Here is a 12,973-nt window from a genome sequence, read left to right as displayed (position 1 = left end):
TTGTATAAGATTCAAATTTAAAACATCTGCATGACTTGGAAAGTTAAACAAGTGATTTTAAAATTTCTTTACACAGAAACGACAATGGATGTTGTAATTTTATTTTTCATTAATAAATTTTAGTTATGAAAAAAATCGTTGTTTTTCTTGTTGCGCTTTTTTGTGTTCAAATGGGTTTTGCGCAAAGCAATGAATCTTTTGCCGGAGAAATTGCGGCTTTTAAGCATCAGGATTCTGTTAATTTTCCTCCGAAACACGCGATACTTTTTGTAGGCAGTTCTTCGTTCAGAAAATGGAAAGATGTACAGAGTTATTTTCCGGATTGTACAATTATCAATCGGGGTTTTGGCGGCTCTCAGTTGGAAAACGTAATTTATTATGCACCTCAAATTATTTATCCATACGAGCCGAAGCAAGTGATTATTTATTGCGGCGATAATGATTTTGCTTATGATGAAAGCGTTTCTGCGAAAGTTGTTTTTGAGCGGTTTGAAAAATTATTTTCATTAATCAGAATGCATTTGCCCAAAGCAAATATTGGTTTTGTTTCCATCAAATTCAGTCCGAGCCGAAAGCAGTTTTGGAATAAAATGAAAGAAACTAATTCTTTAGTTAATTCGTTTTTGTCTAAGCAAAAAAATGCGGAGTTTATAGATGTTACAAAGGATATGAAAGATGCCGACGGTAATGAACGAACCGATATTTATCAAAGCGATATGTTGCATTTAAAACCTGCAGGTTATAAGATTTGGCAAAAAGATATTCAGCCTTATTTGTTGAAGTAAACTTCGTGTCCTCTTGGTCTTTGCCGCAAAGACACGAAGCTACAAAGTTGAAATATCATTTTCTTTTCATCAATGCTTCAATTTCATCCGCAGTAATCGGAATGTTTTTGAACAAATCTTTATTGCCGTTTTTGGTAAGCCAGTAATTGTTTTCAATTCTTATTCCAAGATGTTCTTCTTCAATATAAATTCCCGGTTCGATTGTCAATAACATTCCGGCTTTTAAAGGTTCTGCTTTCGGTCCCAAATCATGTACGTCAATTCCTAAATGATGCGAAATGCCATGATACAGAAACTTACGGTACGCGCGGTTTTCGGGCGATTCATTTTTTATGTCGACTTTGGTAAGCAAACCTATTTTCTGGAAAACTTTGGTTGCTTCGTCGCCCACTTTTTCATGATAATCATTTATCGTAATACCCGGTTTTAAGATGCTTGCAGCATAATAATGCAAATGCAGGCAGGCGTTATATACTTCTTTCTGGCGTTTGGTAAATTTGCCGCTTACGGGCACTGTTCGCGTTAAATCGGCATTGTAACCGCCGTAGCGCGCACCAAAATCCATGAGAATTAACTCGCCTTCTTTACACTCTCCATTGTTAAAAATATAGTGCAATGTTCTGGCTCTGTCGCCGCTCGCGATGATGCTTCCATAAGCCTCGCCGCTTGAGCGGTTGCGCAAAAATTCATGTATAATTTCCGCTTCGATTTCATATTCGAAAATGCCGGGCTTGATGAACTGTAAAATCCTGCGGAAAGCTTTTTCTGTAATGTCCACGGCTTGCTGTACTACTTCGATTTCATACGCGGTTTTTACGGCGCGAAGCGCTGCGGTAATTTTTGCAGCGCGCAAAAAATTATGCAAAGGATAACGCTGCTTTAATTGCTGAATGTAGCGGTAGTCGCGGGTTTCAAGTGCTGAACCTTTGCGGTCGTTTTCATTTGTATTGAGATAAATATTGTCGGCAAGATGAATCCACATTTGCAATAAAGCATCCAGACTATCGAGCCAAACGATTGTTTTAATGCCCGAAATTTCCTGCGCTTCTTCCACGCGCAGGCGATGCCCGTCCCATTTTTCTTTCAGTTCGTTCGGGCGAACCAACACCAATACTTCGCGGTATTTTTCATCGGGATTATCGGGAAATAAAACCAACATCGTATCTTCCTGCTCTATGCCTGTAAGCCAGTACAAATCGCTGTTCTGGACAAATTTATACAATGCATCGCCATTCACGGGAACTTCATCATTGCTGTTGAAAATGGCGATGCTATTGGGTTTCAACTCTTTTGTAAAACGTTTTCTATTTTCTGCAAACAACTTATTGTTGAGCGGTAAATGTTTCATGTGTATATAGTTTATTTGTTTTGTAGTTGTTGCGTGAAATACCTGCGGCACTTTATGCGTGAAAAAATATTTTCTTAAAAAGATGCTGCAAGATAGTACATAATTGTTGTTCGGGAGATAGTATATCTGTTGATGAAACTTGTGTGCCTGTGTGCCGCCGGCGTTTAGAAAGCAGATAAAAAATCTGTACTATTTGAGGCTAAAAAATCTTTGGCTTCGCCAATTTTTTTATAATAATCTTTCTCGTTTTGTTTAAAAGAATACGAAAAGCCTTTATTCATCAATGTTTCAGCTAAATATTCTTGTTCGGTTTGTCCCGGTGTAGGAATGAAAATGGCTTTCTTCTTTAAATAAAATAAATCCATGACCGTTGAATATCCTGAGCGTGCAATCACAAATTCGCTTTGCGCAATAGCTTCGGATAAATCATCTGCATCGAAATAATTTTTAACAACGAAATTGTTAGTTGAAGCCAATTCATTGACTTCGTTTGGTAAGCCGCGTACGAGCAGAACTTTTCCTGTAAACCGCTGCTTTATTTGCAAAAAACGGTTCTCCAAAATCGTTCGTTGCGGTTCCGGACCGGAAAGTAAAATGAGGAAATCATATTTTTTTTCTGCTTCGGTTTTCTTTAGCCGGCTTAGTGCGCCAATATATTTTACCGGAATTTCCGGCAGTTTTTCAGGGTGGGAAAGCTCGCCGGCGAGATTGTTTTTACTTTCAAAATCGGGAATCCAACATTCGCTGAAATGGTTGATATAGTTGTAATTCAGCCGCCGGATGAATTTTTTTAAAAAAGAAAATGGTGCAATTATCTGCAACTGATGCGTAATGAAAATGGATTTGACTTTTTCATTAAAGAATCCGTAGCGGTTATCGGAAATAATCATGTTGAAATGATATTGGTCGCACCATTTTGCGACTTGTTTTCTTTCATTTTTTATCGAGGAAATTATTCGGGGAATCTGGCGGACGATTTTCCAAGCAAATAATTGCGGGCTTTTCGCATACGCGATGTGGTAACCACGCAACGGGAGAAAATGTGCCTGCGGAAATTCCCGTTTCAAAATTTTTTCCGAAGCGCTGTGCGGCTCGCACGCTATAAAAATATCGTATCCTTTTTCAACAAAGCTTTTTAACACGGGAATGCTGCGCGTAGTGTGCCCCAGACCCCAATCGAGCGCAGAAAATAAAATCTTAAAATTATCGTTTGTATTACTCAAGGTATCGTTTTAAAAAATAAATTTGTATTTTTATAGCATACCACGCAAAAATAAGAAGTGCAGATGCGCCCGCAAAGAGATTTAATTATTTACACAAGGTCGGAAACAATTGACATGGAAGCGATTGAGCGCGAAGTGCGCCACATCAATGCTATTCTGTATTTTGTAGAAGGTATGGACGTCTTTTGCAGAACAAATGAAGTGATTGATATTAACCGTTACAAAGTAGTTACTGCCCCGTATATCATACATAAAACGCTTGCCGATAAGCGCGACGAACCCTTTGTTTTTATCTTCAATAAAAATTAATTCTTGCTTTTGAAATCGTTCCGGTACTTCATTGTTTACAAACCCTATCAGGTACTAACACAATTTTCTCCGCAGGAAAATAAACAGACTTTAAAAGATTTTTTTGATGTGCCGAAGGATGTTTATCCTGTCGGTCGCCTGGATTACGATAGTGAAGGATTATTAATCCTGACAAATGATGCAAGGTTAAATCATCAATTGTTGAACCCGAAATTTGCACACGAACGCGAATATTGGGTGCAGGTAGATGGCGCTATTACGATGGAAACAATTGAAAAATTAAAAAGCGGTGTGGACATAAATATCGACGGGAAAATTTATCGAACGAAAAAATGCTGCGCCGAAATTTTTAGTGAAGAACCGAATGTCCCGGAACGAAACCCGCCGATACGTTTCAGAAAAACAGTGCCCGCGCCGTGGGTTAAAATAATTTTGTCCGAAGGGAAAAACAGGCAGGTTCGTAAAATGTTTGCTGCTGTCGGGTTTCCGGTACTTAGGCTGATAAGGCGGCGAATTGAAAATATAGAGCCGGACAATCTGCAACCTTCCGGTTTGTTGGAACTTTCTAAAACAGAAATAGCAAAAAGTTTGGGTATTAAATTATAAATTTTAACTTGCCCGTAATGAATATCGGAGCAGGCACATTTATCATCAGTACACCGGCAATAGGCGATGAACACTTTGAGAAAGTGGTTATTTTTGTTACAGAGCATAACAAAAACGGTACTTCCGGTTTTGTGATAAATAAATTGTTTCCTCTAAAGCTGAACGATTTACTGGAGTTTAATCATTCTTTGGCTTTTCAGTTGTATCATGGCGGACCGGTCGAAAACGAAAAATTATACATTCTTCATCAGCGACCGGATTTGATAGAAGGCGGAATTGAACTATCAGATACAACTTTTTTAGGTGGAAATTTTGAACAGGTGGTGGTGCATATTAACAATGGAACGCTTACCGGAAACGACATTAAATTGTTTATAGGCTATTGTGGATGGGATTACGGACAACTGGAAACTGAAGTTGCAGAAGGTTATTGGCTGTCTGTAAGTTTGGAATCTATTCAAGCGATTTTTTCGGCAAACGATACTTTGTTGTGGGACGAACTATATGCTACTTGGGCGAACTGATTTTTGCCGCATTTTAAGGTGTTTTTCCTGCAATGGGAAAGGCAGAAAAATGAAGCTTGCAGTATGCAGAAAATAATAATTTGGTAATATCAATAAAAATCCTGTTAATTTTACGCGTAATAAAATTTGAGAAAAATCTGAATGCCTTCCTACTCCGAATACAGCGATGTGCAATTACTGGAATTGCTGAAAGAAAGCGACGAAGCGGCTTTCTCGGAAATTTATTACCGTTATTGGGATATCATGTTTTCACTCGCTGTTAACAAAACCGATAGCCCCGATGATGCTAAAGAAATAATACAGGACATTTTTATTTCTGTATGGAACAGGCGTGCAGAACTGACTATTAATTATTCCATTAAAACTTATCTGGCGGCTGCCGTTAAGTTGCGCGTATATAGTTTTCTGGCAAAAGAGTACCGGCTTAAAACTCAAAAGGCGGTTACAGTTGCCGAAGATGCGTTTGTGCTGCCGGAGATTGAAAGCCGGCTGTCTCTCGACGAACTGATGCAAAAGGTGGAACTTGCAACAGCTGCTTTGCCTGCCCGTTGCCAAATGATTTTTCGCCTGAGCAGAGAAGAAGACTTGTCGAATAAAGAAATTGCGGCACGTTTGTCTCTTTCCGAAAAAACGGTTGAAAGCCATATACACAAAGCGCTTAAGGTGCTGAAAGCTTCTTTGCGTTCCATCTTTTTTTCCCTTTTTTAATTACGTGTTTTATACGACAGAACAAAGGATAATCTTCCCGTCATCTGGTTTTGTTTAAACCTCTGTCTCGATTAAGAGGTAAAATTTCCTCATTGCATATCTAAGCTTTTAAATAAATTTTTATATTATTTTAAAAAAAATATTAAGGTTTTGTAAGTGCTACGCATTTTTTTAATGACTAATTAAATACAGCCGATATATTTTTTATGGCAAATAACAATTTTGATAAAGATTATTACCGCGCGTTAGCCGATAAATGGGTACGCGGCATTATTTCAGATGCAGAGCTGGGAGAGCTGGAAGCATGGTATAATGACCACGGAGCGTATCCCGTTGAACTGCCGCCCGGGTTTGCGGCAGGCAAGCAACAACTTGCCGATACTATGTTAGACAACATAGAAGCAAAAACCGGAACTGTACACATATCGGTTGGAAACAAAAAGAAGTTTCAATTTTATCGTTGGGCAGCTGCGGCGGTGCTTGTTATCGGGCTGGGCATTGGGTTAAAGTATTATTTTTTTAAAAATAATACTGACGAAAGGCAAAGTTTAATTGTATATAAAGATGTTCCACCGGGACACGATGGTGCGGTACTCACGCTTGCCGATGGTAGCAAGGTTGTTCTGGATAGTACGAGTATGGGGCGCAAGCAAGTTGCGCAGCAAGGCAGCGTACGCATTGTGAGTGTCAATGGACAGCTTAGTTATAATGGAACTAATGCCGGTGTGGTTAAACCGGCTTATAACACTTTGGCTACGCCAAGGGCAAGACAGTATAAAATTGTGCTGCCGGATGGTACAAAGGTATGGCTGAATGCCGCTTCATCTATTACTTATCCTGTTGCATTTACAGGCAATACACGAGAAGTATCTGTAACGGGGGAAACTTATTTTGAAGTGGTGCATGATGCTGCAAAGCCGTTTAGGGTAAACGTGCGCGGGCAAGCAATAGAAGACATTGGTACGCATTTCGACATCAGTGCTTATGATGATGAGCCGGTTGTAAAAAGCACTTTGCTCGAAGGCGCAGTACGTGTGGTTAAAGGTGCTCAAAGTGTAATACTGCAACCGGGACAGCAAGCAATTGTAGGTAACAGCAACGCAAATATACAGGTCGAAAAGGTAAAAACCGACGATATTGTGGCATGGACAAGAGGTTTCCTGTTGATGAACAACAACAGTGTTCGCGAGTTCATGAACCGGCTATCGCGCTGGTACAATGTAGATGTACAGTTTGAAGGCAATATGCCCGAAGGCAACTTTGGCGGTATGCTCAACAGTAATGCTAATTTATCGGATATTTTATCTGCATTGGATGCAGGCGGCATACATACCCGCTTTGACGGGAAAACAGTAACTGTATTATCTCATTAGTAAACCTTAAAAATTATATGCAATGAAAAAAACATAAGAAGGAAAAACGTTGCACCATAAAAAAACGGATTTCGGCTGGACCCCGAAACCCGTATAATCGTTGGGCAATCAGAAAAACCACCACTACTTATTTGATGACTATTCCAAAATCCAAACCGTACAAAAGTATGATAAATATTACTTTCTACAAACCGGCGTACCCGTTCGGGCGCGTCTGTACTAAAATCAGGAAGATTATGCGTTTGACTGCCGTCTTAATCCTCATTTCCACTATCACTGTTAGCGCTAAAAGCTATTCACAAAAAGTAAGTCTTACACTTAAAAATGCTTCGGTAGAAACCGCATTTGAACAAATAAGACAGCAGACAGGCTACTCTTTTTTATGGCAGCAAAATGCTGTTGAAGGTTTATCGCCGATAACATTGTCTATTCATAATGCAGATATAAATGAAGCTGTAAAAGCATGTATTAATGGCTTGCCGCTTACTTACCAGATACACGGTAAAGTGGTCTATATAAAAAACAAAACTGTCGAAATAACAAAACCCGCAAATCCATCGGCATTTTATGCAGGCGCAGCAATTCCTCAACAATTTGTCATTCGGGGTTTTGTGAAAGATTCTGTGGGTAACCCGTTGGATGGCGCTACCATTCGTGTGCAGGGAACAGGATTTGAAACTCATGCAAATGATAAGGGAGAATTTGAAATAGATAATATTTCTATAGGAGACACGCTTGTTATATCTTATGTAGGGTATCTTACCCAAAGGATTGTTGTTAGAGGAAGGACAAATTATCTTTACATCATGTTAAGTGCCAGTGATAACGAACTTGACAAAACAATTGTAGAAGCTTATGGTACTACTTCCAGGCGCTTTAGTGTAGGGGCAATTTCTACGGTAGATGCCTCTGCTATTGAAAAACAGCCGGTAACCAATCCTTTACTTGCGTTGGAAGGACAGGTGCCCGGATTGTCCGTTATTGCTAAGAACGGCGTGCCCGGCTCAACAACATTGGTGCAGATACGAGGACAAAATTCATTAGCTACTGATAGGCTTAGTTTTAAGCCGTATGACCAGCCTTATTTTATTGTGGACGGTGTGCCTTTCGCTTCGGGAAATGCCAATATCAGTCAATTAAGCAATCTTGCCAATGCGCAATCTTTTAACGGAGGATTGAATCAGGCAACCGGTATTGGTGCTTTTAACGGCATTGACCCGCATGATATAGAAAGCATTACTATACTCAGGGATGCGGACGCGACTGCTATTTATGGTTCGAAAGGCGCTAACGGCGTTGTTTTGATTACGACAAAAAAAGGAAAAGCCGGCAGAACATCTGTCGATTTAACTGTAAATACACAGCTTAACCAGGTTGCCAGGCCGATACAATTTTTAAATACGCAACAGTATCTTCAGTTAAGAAAAGAGGCTTTCGCTGCAGACAGTATAATACCAAATGATAATCCGAACGATTATTCCGGCGCTTATGCGCCTGACCTGACCATTTATGATCAAAATAAATATACCAACTGGCAAAAAATCGTTCAGGGAAATTCGACCCACAATACAGATGTACACGCTACCGTTTCAGGCGGGTCCGCTAATAACACATTTATTATTTCCGGTGGTTATACACGCTCGGACTTCAATTATCCGGGGGACTTTGCAGATCAGAGATATAGCTTACACAGTGCGCTAACCAGCGCTTCGGCAAATAGAAAGTTTAATCTGACTTTCATTACTGACTTTTCCTACGATCAGAATCGTTCTGCTGGTTTCGGCGGTAGTTCGTTCGTAACGTTACCTCCGAATGCTCCCGATCAGATAGACGGGAATGGTAATTTAATATGGAGTTACAAAGGAGTGGAGATGTATGATAATCTTTACGCTGGCCTAAAACAACCCACTACTCTCCAAGCGTATAATTTTAATACTTCCTTAAGCCTGAATTATGAAATAATCAAGGGCTTAACCATTGGCGGCAATGTAGGCTATAATCGTAATACGAATACAGAACATTCTATAAACCCTTCAACTTCGCAGGCACCGGATATATATGAGCCGCCCAATATAAGTGCAGCATTTGCGAATACTGTCAATCAGGCGCTTAATGTGGAGCCGCAGATAAATTATCATACAGTGCTTGGGAAGGGAACATTAACAGCCTTACTGGGAGGCACTTACCAAAAGACTACAACTTATTCTTCCCAGACCCAGGCTTACGGTTATTCAAACGATGCTTTTCTTGGCTCCGTTGACGGAGCCGCCACAACTTCTGTTTTTGATAATCAAGACCTCAACAAATATGTAGCGGCTTTTGGCCGCCTGAAATATATTTATGATCAAAAGTATATTATAGAGCTTAGCGGCAGGCGGGACGGTTCAAGTAATTTTGGCCCCGGCAGGCAGTTCGGTAGCTTTGGTTCTGTAGGTGCCGGCTGGATATTTTCTGAGGAAAAAGCTTTTAAAAATGCCTTACCTTTTATGAGTTATGGTAAGCTTACCGGAAGTTATGGCACAACAGGAAGTGACGCTTCTCAATCTTATCAATTCCAGGCATTGTACGGCCCTTATCCATATACTAATACTACGCCTTTCCAAGGCATCAGGCAAAATATCCCAAAGAACCTGTATAACCCGGATTTTCAATGGGCAACAACAAAAGAGTTAAACATAGCGATCGATCTCGGTTTTTTTAAAGATCGCTTATTGTTAAATGCTACTTATTATAGGGACCGCCAGTCTAATCAACTGGTTGCTTATCCGTTGGCGGCACAAGCCGGTTTTGCTACTGTGTTTGAAAATCAAAATTCTACTGTTCAAAACAAAGGATTTGAATTTACAGTAACATCCACGAACGTAAAAAGTAAAAATTTCAACTGGACGACCAGTTTTAACTTAACATTCAATCGCAATAAATTGCTTGCCTTTCCTAATTTAGCTTCTTCTTCTTATGCCACACAGTATGTTATCGGCCAGCCGACTTCGGTAGTATTTGGTTACAGATATAAGGATGTAAATCCTACTACAGGCATGTTTGAGTACTATGCAGCTGACGGATCTCTTACTTCCAATCCTAACTATAAACCGGTTTCACAGGGTGGCGATGAAGTGGTAATAGGCAACAGGGAAATTAATTATATGGGCGGTTTTGGCAATACTTTCACGTATAAACGTTTAAGTCTTTATATATTCTGTCAGTTTCAAAGCAGTATGCAGCCTAATGCTATTTCCTCTCTCTACAATAATCCTCCGGGTTATGAAGATAATTTGCCTGCTTATGTGCTTGGGAAATATTGGACAGGACCCGGCGATACGCACGCCACACTTCAACGGCTGGTAACCAGTTATAATTCGCAATACACTGCAGGTGTATACGCGTTTCAGTCATCAACCGGGGCATATACCAACGATACTTATCTGAGGGTCAAAACGGCAGCATTGTCTTATGCCTTTCCAGATGCCTGGATGAAAAAGATCGCTATTAAAGGTGGCAGTATTTTTTGTAATGTACAAAACCTGTTCACTTTCACCAATTACAAATTTGGTGATCCGGAACAGCCGGGTGATTTTCTGTCCTTTCCTTTGCAACGTATCATAGCTTTTGGTTTAAACCTCAAATTTTAAATAATGATGATCATGGAAAAAAATTTTTCTGATAAATATAAAATACCGGTAGGAAGCTTGTTACTTATTTTTAGTATTTTAGTCTCCTGTAAAAAATTAATACAGATACCGGGCAATCCGCCGACAAATATCACCAGGCAACAGGCATTTGCAGACAGTGCTACGGCTATGACAACAGTTGCAGGCGCATATTCTTTAACGCCCGGCGGGGCGGGGCTTCCTTATCAGGATGGGAGTTTTACTTTTGCTACCTCGCTTTCGGGGCGTGAAATAAATTATGCTGCCGGTTACGGAGATGTTGGACAATTTTACAGTTATAATGTGACACCGGTAAACAGTGAAGTTAATTCAATATGGGTAGCGCATTATAAGGAGATATACCAGGTAAATGATATACTGGCGAATATAAAGGACAACCCTAATTTATCGGCTTCATTCATCCGACAAATTACAGGCGAGATGGAATTTGTACGCGCCTTTTGTTATTTTAACATGGTTAACTTATTTGGCGGTGTTCCTTTGGTTACTACAACTGACTATACCACCAATGCACGTTTACCCAGAGCCACCGCTGATAGTGTTTATACACAAATCTTAGCAGACCTTGAGGATGCCGTTAAAAAGTTGCCGGCAACTTTCCCTTCCGCAGGACATATGCGCCCTAACCTTTATACTGCAACGGCATTGCTGGCAAAGGTTCATTTATACTTAGGACAATGGCAGGCTGCGTATAACGAAGCGGATTCGGTGATTAAATCCGGCGATTTTAGTTTGTTATCTAACCTCAATAACGTGTTTTTGGATGGGAGTAACGAAGCGGTTTGGCAGGTACCGATCCTAAACATTGCCCAGGGGTCGAGTGAAGCGGGAAATTTTTTACCTTATTCTAATACAACGACGCCAAACTATGTAATAACGGACTCTTTGTTAGATCAATTTGAAGCTAATGACCTGCGCAAGGTAGCTTGGTTGGGTGTAAATGTAGTAAATAGTCAGAATGTATATTATCCTGCCAAATATAAGGATAGATATCCGACTACACCTGCAACGGATTATATGTTGCTACGGTATGCCGATATAATCCTGATCCGTGCCGAAGCCGCTGCACAATTGAATAATCTTAGCCAGGCCGTAATGGATATAAATATAATTCGCACGAGAGCGGGATTGCCCGGCACTTCGGCTGACCCAACATCCCAATCTGCTGTCTTAGCTGCTATTAGAAAAGAGAGACGGACAGAAATGTTTACCGAGTTTGGCAGCCGGTGGTTTGACCTGAACAGGACTAGCGCAGATACCAAATACCCGGCGAGCACACAAGCACCTGCCGTATTAGATGGTTGGACAGAAAATGCAGCTTTATATCCGATACCGCAGACACAAATATCATTAAACAATACACTTACGCAAAATCCCGGCTATCATTAACCAATACATTTCTGATAGTAACGGTATTTTAAATCACAACTTCCTGGTAAGATGCATATATAGAATAAAGCTTTTATTTTAATAAAATTAAATATGGAAAATTCAATTTTGAGTATTAAGAATTTATCCCACCGTTACAGTGGAACGCACTGGGCGATACGGGATATTAATATGGAGATAGACAATACGGGCATTGTGGGGTTGTTAGGCTCCAACGGAGCCGGCAAGTCCACCACTATGAACATTGTGTGCGGTGTACTCAACCAGACAGAAGGCAATGTCTTCATTAACGGCATCAATACCCGTGAAGCACCGGAAGAAGCCAAAAAAATCATCGGCTTCCTGCCGCAGAACCCGCCGTTATATACAGACCTGACCGTAGATGAATACCTCACCTACACGGCAGATCTTCGAAAAATGGACAAAGATAAAATCAAGCCGGCACTGGAAGAAGCTAAAGAAAGGTGCGGCATTACGCATTACAGCAGCCGGCTAATTAAAAATCTCTCCGGCGGGTACCGCCAGCGCGTGGGTATTGCACAGGCAATTATCCACAAACCTAAATTGGTGGTATTGGACGAACCGACCAACGGACTTGACCCGAACCAGATTATTGAAGTAAGAGCGTTGATTAAAGATATTGCTAAAGAGCATGCGGTCATTTTCTCTTCTCATATACTGACAGAGATACAACTCTTATGTAAGGAAATCAAGATGATTGAACAAGGCAGGATTGTATTTTCCGACACGATGGATGCATTTAATAATTATGTGGAGCCACATAGTGTATTAGTCAGAATGGAAAACCCGCCTTCGGAAGCACAATTGCTGGAAATAAGCGGCATTGATAAAGTGGACTTCCTGACCGAAAAGCAATTGCGGCTGTACTTCACAGGCGATGGGGAAATAACCGAAAGGATTATTGAAGCGAGTGTTCAAAACGGGTGGCATCTGCGGGAAATAAGTCTCGACAAAACGGCACTCGATGAAATTTTCAAGCAATTGTCTTCCTTTTCAACAAAATAAAAAAGATAATAAAA

At 40.4% G+C, this 12,973-nt stretch carries 11 protein-coding genes; 9 read left to right on the top strand and 2 right to left on the bottom strand.

What is annotated here, in order from left to right; genetic code table 11:
- The first annotated feature begins 125 nt into the window (after positions 1–125).
- On the top strand, positions 126–785 hold the full coding sequence (locus A9P82_RS06555; protein WP_066205655.1) for a GDSL-type esterase/lipase family protein: 660 nt from the start codon (positions 126–128) through the stop codon (positions 783–785).
- A gap of 55 nt (positions 786–840) precedes the next feature.
- On the opposite strand, the gene A9P82_RS06550 is transcribed toward A9P82_RS06555, so the two are convergent.
- Positions 841–2,133, bottom strand: a complete 1,293-nt coding sequence (locus tag A9P82_RS06550) for an aminopeptidase P family protein (RefSeq protein ID WP_066209665.1) — start codon at positions 2,131–2,133, stop codon at positions 841–843.
- 164 nt (positions 2,134–2,297) lie between these two features.
- The gene (locus A9P82_RS06545) at positions 2,298–3,356 is read right to left on the bottom strand and encodes a glycosyltransferase (protein WP_066205652.1); all 1,059 of its coding nucleotides are present in this window, start codon (positions 3,354–3,356) and stop codon (positions 2,298–2,300) included.
- 63 nt (positions 3,357–3,419) lie between these two features.
- Here A9P82_RS06545 and A9P82_RS06540 point away from each other — a divergent pair, with 63 nt between their 5' ends.
- The 8 genes from A9P82_RS06540 (at position 3,420) to A9P82_RS06505 (ending at position 12,959) form a co-directional block, all read left to right on the top strand.
- Entirely contained in the window at positions 3,420–3,665 is a 246-nt protein-coding gene (locus A9P82_RS06540; protein ID WP_066205649.1) for a hypothetical protein, read from the top strand.
- Positions 3,666–3,674: 9 nt separating this feature from the next.
- Complete coding sequence (locus tag A9P82_RS06535; RefSeq protein ID WP_066209663.1) at positions 3,675–4,271, top strand: pseudouridine synthase; 597 nt, start codon at positions 3,675–3,677, stop codon at positions 4,269–4,271.
- Positions 4,272–4,288: 17 nt separating this feature from the next.
- A complete protein-coding gene (locus A9P82_RS06530) occupies positions 4,289–4,795 on the top strand; it encodes a YqgE/AlgH family protein (RefSeq protein WP_066205647.1) in 507 nt (168 codons plus the stop codon).
- A 141-nt stretch (positions 4,796–4,936) separates the two neighbouring features.
- Positions 4,937–5,503: a sigma-70 family RNA polymerase sigma factor gene (locus A9P82_RS06525; RefSeq protein WP_066205645.1), complete on the top strand. Its 567-nt coding sequence runs from the start codon at positions 4,937–4,939 to the stop codon at positions 5,501–5,503.
- 206 nt (positions 5,504–5,709) lie between these two features.
- Positions 5,710–6,876: a FecR family protein gene (locus tag A9P82_RS06520; RefSeq protein WP_066205641.1), complete on the top strand. Its 1,167-nt coding sequence runs from the start codon at positions 5,710–5,712 to the stop codon at positions 6,874–6,876.
- Between the two features lie 167 nt (positions 6,877–7,043).
- On the top strand, positions 7,044–10,505 hold the full coding sequence (locus tag A9P82_RS06515) for a SusC/RagA family TonB-linked outer membrane protein (RefSeq protein ID WP_066205639.1): 3,462 nt from the start codon (positions 7,044–7,046) through the stop codon (positions 10,503–10,505).
- Between the two features lie 12 nt (positions 10,506–10,517).
- Positions 10,518–11,933: a RagB/SusD family nutrient uptake outer membrane protein gene (locus A9P82_RS06510; RefSeq protein WP_197492261.1), complete on the top strand. Its 1,416-nt coding sequence runs from the start codon at positions 10,518–10,520 to the stop codon at positions 11,931–11,933.
- Positions 11,934–12,026: 93 nt separating this feature from the next.
- Entirely contained in the window at positions 12,027–12,959 is a 933-nt protein-coding gene (locus A9P82_RS06505) for an ABC transporter ATP-binding protein (protein WP_066205634.1), read from the top strand.
- Positions 12,960–12,973: the final 14 nt, after the last annotated feature.

Source organism: Arachidicoccus sp. BS20, assembly GCF_001659705.1.
GTDB lineage: Bacteria > Bacteroidota > Bacteroidia > Chitinophagales > Chitinophagaceae > Arachidicoccus.
This window is presented reverse-complemented; position numbering and strand designations above follow the sequence as displayed.

Coding starts and splice junctions, on each gene's coding strand:
- A9P82_RS06555 (WP_066205655.1), top strand. CDS start 126: ATGAAAAAAATCGTTGTTTTTCTTGTTGCGCTTTTTTGTGTTCAAATG.
- A9P82_RS06550 (WP_066209665.1), bottom strand. CDS start 2,133: ATGAAACATTTACCGCTCAACAATAAGTTGTTTGCAGAAAATAGAAAA.
- A9P82_RS06540 (WP_066205649.1), top strand. CDS start 3,420: ATGCGCCCGCAAAGAGATTTAATTATTTACACAAGGTCGGAAACAATT.
- A9P82_RS06530 (WP_066205647.1), top strand. CDS start 4,289: ATGAATATCGGAGCAGGCACATTTATCATCAGTACACCGGCAATAGGC.
- A9P82_RS06525 (WP_066205645.1), top strand. CDS start 4,937: ATGCCTTCCTACTCCGAATACAGCGATGTGCAATTACTGGAATTGCTG.
- A9P82_RS06520 (WP_066205641.1), top strand. CDS start 5,710: ATGGCAAATAACAATTTTGATAAAGATTATTACCGCGCGTTAGCCGAT.
- A9P82_RS06515 (WP_066205639.1), top strand. CDS start 7,044: ATGATAAATATTACTTTCTACAAACCGGCGTACCCGTTCGGGCGCGTC.
- A9P82_RS06510 (WP_197492261.1), top strand. CDS start 10,518: ATGGAAAAAAATTTTTCTGATAAATATAAAATACCGGTAGGAAGCTTG.
- A9P82_RS06505 (WP_066205634.1), top strand. CDS start 12,027: ATGGAAAATTCAATTTTGAGTATTAAGAATTTATCCCACCGTTACAGT.